A 5309-nucleotide genomic window follows, 5' to 3' on the forward strand; every position below is an offset into this window, starting at 1 on the left:
TATAATGATGAAAAATGAAGAGAATAGGAAGTGATTTAATGAAGATATGGAGAAATGAACCCGATGACATGTACAAATTACGAGATTTGAATGAAGCAGATATTAAACAAGCAGAACAATTTTTTTCTGTAAAGCTTCCAAAAGAATACATAGATATTCTTCGTGTACAAAATGGTGGCCTTATTATTTACAATGCTTTTCCAACAACGTTTGAAACATCATGGGATGATGACTCCGTTTACATCGACCATATTATGGGTATTGGACAAAAGTATGGAATTTTGGAAAATAATCACTACTTGAATGAATGGGATATGCCTAAAGGTTTGATACTAATCAGTGGCGACGGCCACTCATGGATTGCTTTTGATTATAGAAACACAAAAAAGAACCCAGAGGTTGTTTATGTCGACAATGAAGAAGAAAAAATATTTACTTTAGCTTCTTCATTTAAAGAATTTTTGAGTAAACTTTATTTAGACGAAGACAAAACTCCTACTGGATACGAAGATTTAACAGTATCGAAAGAGGAAATGGAAAAACATATAAAAGAAAATAACATTGAAAACATTGTTGAATCAATTGATATTCTTGCGCAAAATTTATCGACAGATATTGAATGGTTTAGCAAGAAGCTATTAGAGTTAAGCAAACATGAAAATAACGATGTAAGAGTTAGTGTAGCTTCCTCAACTCTTTATTTACTTCAAATAGGTGAACTAGACGCAAATCAAGAAATAGTGAAACAGCTTTTCATAAGCATTAAAGCTGATTCCAACGATGATGTTAATTACTATGCACAAGAAATCAAAGATGAATTAGCGACTAAATAAAAATATTATCAATAAACACATACAAGAAGGAAACTCCTGCTGAATCAATATGTTATCCGGCAAGGGGTTTTTTTCTGTCCTTATTTTTTGCTACAAATGATTTCATACATCATTGATTCCAAAATGTTGCTCGCCTTTTAATCAGCCTAGTATCTGCATAAAAAAGTAGGTTTATATGCAGCCATCCCTTATAAATTGTTATCACCTTTCCGTTCCTAATGCTTTTAGGCAAAAGTTAATTCAGAGCTATTTAACTTCCAAACAGTCTTGCCCAAAAACCTTTCTTTTTCTCTTCTTCCTGCTTACCGCTTGCAAGCTCTTTTCTTATTTCTAAACTGTGGTTTAATGCTTCCATAAGCTTCTGATCCCTGGCTTCTAGTTTTTGATCTATGTATTCTTGCTGAAGCTTAAAAGCTTTCATCAGTTCATCATACTTTTCGTTCATTTCAGCCATGCTCTTTTTCATGTCCTGTAAGGTTTCAGCTACATTTACAGTCACTACTTCTTCTTCATCAGTCACAGTAACAGTCATGGGTATGCCTGCTTTAGCCAAATTTTCTTCAACTTGTTCTGCCTGTTTACCCCCAGCATACCATTCCCTTATTTGCTTCATGATCTCTACTGATTCAGAAGTTACCAGATAGCTCTTTCCCTTTTTCTTTAGTTGAAAGTTATGTCCATGATTCCTTATATATCTTCTTACTGTAGCATCCGGTATGCCTGTTTCTTTCTCTATCTCTGCAACTGTGAACCATTTATCAGTCATCAGTCATCCACACCTTTCATCATGCAGTCACACTCCTTTAATTCTAGCATTATCAATAGATTCCTGCAGTCATAGTCATGAACACAGTCATCTATTCAGTCATGAAAAATAAAAAAATCAAAGTGTTGGTTTACAAACTTTCTGCCCCTATTTCTAAGGAAGGTATGGGGTGAAAAATGCCCATACTAAAGTTAAAAATTACCCAAGTATAGAAACTGAAGTGCCAAGGAAAAGCAGGAGGTAGCAGATTTTTTTGAGGTTGCAGGTCTTATTCATTTCAAAGATCAATCAATAGCAAGTCGACTGAATGTAAGAAAATAGATAAAAACATACATTCATTTTCTTTATTCTGTTGAACTTAACCATTTTTAACTGATATAATAAAAACAAATAGAAAAACATACATTCAAAACATTGATTTTACTGATCTGGAAGGAAAGATACATAATGACAACTACTAATCAAATAAAAGATGTGCAACCTATTAGAAGCAAGCAGAAACTTGAGGACATGAAGTGGTCTTTAAAGAAATGGTGTGGAGAAAGAGACTATATTTTATTCCTTATTGGCATTAATACAGGTCTCAGAATAGGGGATTTACTGAAGTTAAAAGTAAATGATGTAAAGAAGAAAAAGAAGTTTGTTATTCAAGAGGGAAAAACAAAGAAGCCAAGAACCATTAACCTTACTAATATCTATGAAGAGGTACAGGAGTACATTAAAACAGTGGATTCAGAGTGGCTGTTCCCTTCCAGAAAAGGGGATAAGGCCATAACCACTACACAAGCCTATAGACAGTTCAATAAGGCTGCTAGCATGGTAGACATTGAAGAAGGAATAGGTACTCATACCATGAGAAAAACTTTTGGTTACTGGTTCTATAAGCAATCAAAAGATGTGGCCAAGCTGCAGCAAATATTGAACCATTCACACCCAGAAATAACTTTAAGTTATATTGGCATCACTGCAGAAGAGATTGAGGAAGAGCTAAATAACTTTGTTTTGTAAGAGGGGCTATTACAGCCCCTTTTTTTATTTTAAATTGATCTCTATGGGGTATGTTTCTAAACAAGAAGCTGCTGCCTTTGTCTGGCAGGTTTGGGTCTTGAATTTAATACTCCCTAACTATTTTAAAATCTAATGTTGAAATATCATTAGCCATATTTAAAGGGGGATAGGTAGCCCCATAATCAGTATTATCTAAGACTATGTGATACTTGCCCTCATCCACCTTAAATGTTTTATTGCTTTCAGAAGTGCCAAAAGAAGAAAGGTTTCCATTGTAAAGAACTTCTTTTTCAGTTACTCCCTGCTTCATAAGTGTTTCAAAAGTAGCAAAATTAGATGAGTCCATGAAATAAACATCAACATTTGGGCCGGACTTTTTAAAATACTCAATAGTTACATTTGCAGGCTTATCTAGTTCAAGAAGTATAGGGTAGTATTGATCTTCATGCACTTGTATTTCTTTTTCATAGACAGTCACTTCACTATCTAAGGAAAAATACACACAAATAGCTAATATAACCCCAATAGCTAACCAAAATAGCTTTCTATGCTTTATGTTCATGTCTTTTCCTCTTCTTTCACTTTTCCTTAAACTCTTTGCTGCTCTTTAACTTTTTAACCTTTAAACCATTTTCAAATTTTATTATTTCAGAGTTTTTTATGGACTCAATTTTCATTAGTTTAAAATTCGGGGTCATAGTTTCTTTTTCTATATCTAATGGAGCAATTACTACACTGTCTTTATATTGAGTAACTGCTACATACAATTCTTCTTTTTGTTCTATTACCATGTATTGTTCTTTTATAGAAGCCGTTTTTCCACCTAGAAATGTTGCACCTAAAAATAGCAAAATGACTATAAACCCAATGATGATGTAGATATTTAATACCTCTTTGATCAGGATAAAAAAACCACTAAACCATTTATATCCAAAGTGGTAAAAAACCCAAATTATCATAAATACAATCATAAACATCAAAAATGTGGCTCTGGTTACTGTGTTTATAGTTAGATCAACGAATATACTTGGTAAATAATAATAGGCTTGATAATTAAACTCATAAACATAAGAAAGTCCATAACCTAAAGCTGTCGAAATACCTATCAATAAAGCAGCATCTATTTTTGATAGCTCTTCTCTATTCATATTTCTCCCATCCTCACCGTTTAAAAGCCCTAGAATGGCTCATATCTAGCTTTAATGTTTAAGTAATACAAAAATAAACAATTAATCTTTAAAAGCTCTGTAAGAGAAGGATAGAAGGGTTATTCTTCAAGCCAGTTGTAAAAGGGGACTGGTTTTATAGAAATTTCTTCATAACCACTGTTTAGGAACTCTTCAAAAGCCTTTAATTTTGCTCTGCTGTTTACCTTTTTTACTGCATTACTAAAACAAGTTTCAAAGTATTTCATAGGGTTTCCATATCTGGCTACATTGTTTTTCATAGATTCCAAGACTTCAAAGAAGGCTTCCCAGTCTCTAGTTTTCATTTTTTTAGGAAGAGAAGCAGCACAAACTTCAGCATGATCCTTCCATTCTGAAAAAATCAGCTTATTGCTTTTAATCATTTCGGAAGCCTTTTTTTGATCTGCTGACAATACCTTTTTATTAATAATTAAATCTCTTAATTTATTTAGGTATGTATTGGTAGAATTTTTTTTGTCCTCTTCAGCCCTTTTATAATAAGGAGTTTCCTTGTTTTCTTCGTGGAAATCTTCATGGAAATCTTCACACTCTGAAAGGTTAAGTAGCTCTTTCCAGTATGAAAAATATTTATGCTTTGTGAACAGATAGACCGGTTTACCTTTTGCATTTGTACCTTTTGCTCTTCTATGTACCTTTACAACAAGACCTGCTCCTTCTAGCTGCTTCATAATGTTCCTAATAGTTCTGTCTGTTATACCATGTCTTTCAGCTAAATAAAGCTGACTAGCAAAGATAAATCCTCTCTCAGAGGAAAGCCATGCAATAAAATCAATGGCTTCTCTTGTGGCTTTCTTCAATCTATAAAATTTGTCTGCAAAAAACTCCTTAATGCTTTCTAAAAGCTGAAGCTTGATCTTTTGCTGCCCTGCATGATTTTCAGCTAAAGGCTTGTAAGAAAGCATTTGTTTAAGCTGCTCTGATTCAATAAAAATAGTCACAATAAAAACCCCTTCCAGAATGGTAAGGAGCTGCCACTTCTTAAATTTTCCTATAAGAAAAAAACACATATGTATTGATTAGCCCAATTTGATTTTATATAATGGGCTTAACATTTGTTAACACATATGGTTTTCACTTTGTGGTAGAAGTGAGAGCCCTGAAGGGTTTAGTGTTGGTAGCACTAAGCCCTTTTTCTTTTTCTATTATTCTATCTTTTAGAGCTAGCATTTTCAATGCAATAATGATTTTTCATCATTACAATACTATCATCTTTTTTCTTCTCACTTTTCAACTAGAAGAGAGAGAAGAGCATAAGAGAAAAATGCCCCCACTTGGTGTGTGGGGTTAGGCAGAGCCTAACTTTTTCATGGGGACGTAAAAAACAACAAAAAAATACTAAAACAATACTTCATCAATTAGGTGAAAACATACAAAAAAAGCGATTTTAACCACACTATCATTAGTGATCAAAATCGCTTTTTATAATTTAGGGAACTTAGAATACAAGTTCAATGTTTTAACTCATTAAAGAGATCCCCAAATAGCCTTTCCACC

The 5309-nt window shown here is 33.3% G+C and carries 6 protein-coding genes; 2 read left to right on the forward strand and 4 right to left on the reverse strand.

Features of this window, described 5'->3' with window-relative positions; genetic code table 11:
* Nucleotides 1–38: 38 nt before the first annotated feature.
* Complete coding sequence (locus tag B1A98_RS19700; RefSeq protein WP_041114668.1) at nucleotides 39–833, forward strand: SMI1/KNR4 family protein; 795 nt, start codon at nucleotides 39–41, stop codon at nucleotides 831–833.
* A gap of 250 nt (nucleotides 834–1083) precedes the next feature.
* Here the strand turns inward: B1A98_RS19700 and B1A98_RS19705 are convergent, their stop codons facing one another.
* Nucleotides 1084–1599 (reverse strand): hypothetical protein, encoded by a 516-nt coding sequence (locus B1A98_RS19705; protein ID WP_041114669.1) that lies wholly within the window; start codon nucleotides 1597–1599, stop codon nucleotides 1084–1086.
* Nucleotides 1600–2046: 447 nt separating this feature from the next.
* Between B1A98_RS19705 and B1A98_RS19710 the strand changes: the two genes are divergently transcribed.
* Nucleotides 2047–2607: a tyrosine-type recombinase/integrase gene (locus tag B1A98_RS19710; RefSeq protein ID WP_041114670.1), complete on the forward strand. Its 561-nt coding sequence runs from the start codon at nucleotides 2047–2049 to the stop codon at nucleotides 2605–2607.
* A gap of 103 nt (nucleotides 2608–2710) precedes the next feature.
* Here the strand turns inward: B1A98_RS19710 and B1A98_RS19715 are convergent, their stop codons facing one another.
* From B1A98_RS19715 to B1A98_RS19725, 3 genes are all read right to left on the reverse strand, one after another.
* Complete coding sequence (locus B1A98_RS19715) at nucleotides 2711–3169, reverse strand: hypothetical protein (RefSeq protein WP_041114671.1); 459 nt, start codon at nucleotides 3167–3169, stop codon at nucleotides 2711–2713.
* Between the two features lie 16 nt (nucleotides 3170–3185).
* Entirely contained in the window at nucleotides 3186–3755 is a 570-nt protein-coding gene (locus B1A98_RS19720; RefSeq protein ID WP_063385391.1) for a hypothetical protein, read from the reverse strand.
* A gap of 119 nt (nucleotides 3756–3874) precedes the next feature.
* Complete coding sequence (locus tag B1A98_RS19725) at nucleotides 3875–4753, reverse strand: helix-turn-helix domain-containing protein (RefSeq protein WP_041114665.1); 879 nt, start codon at nucleotides 4751–4753, stop codon at nucleotides 3875–3877.
* Nucleotides 4754–5309 lie beyond the last annotated feature (556 nt).

It is taken from the genome of Pseudobacillus badius (genome assembly GCF_002189605.1).
GTDB lineage: Bacteria > Bacillota > Bacilli > Bacillales > Domibacillaceae > Pseudobacillus > Pseudobacillus badius.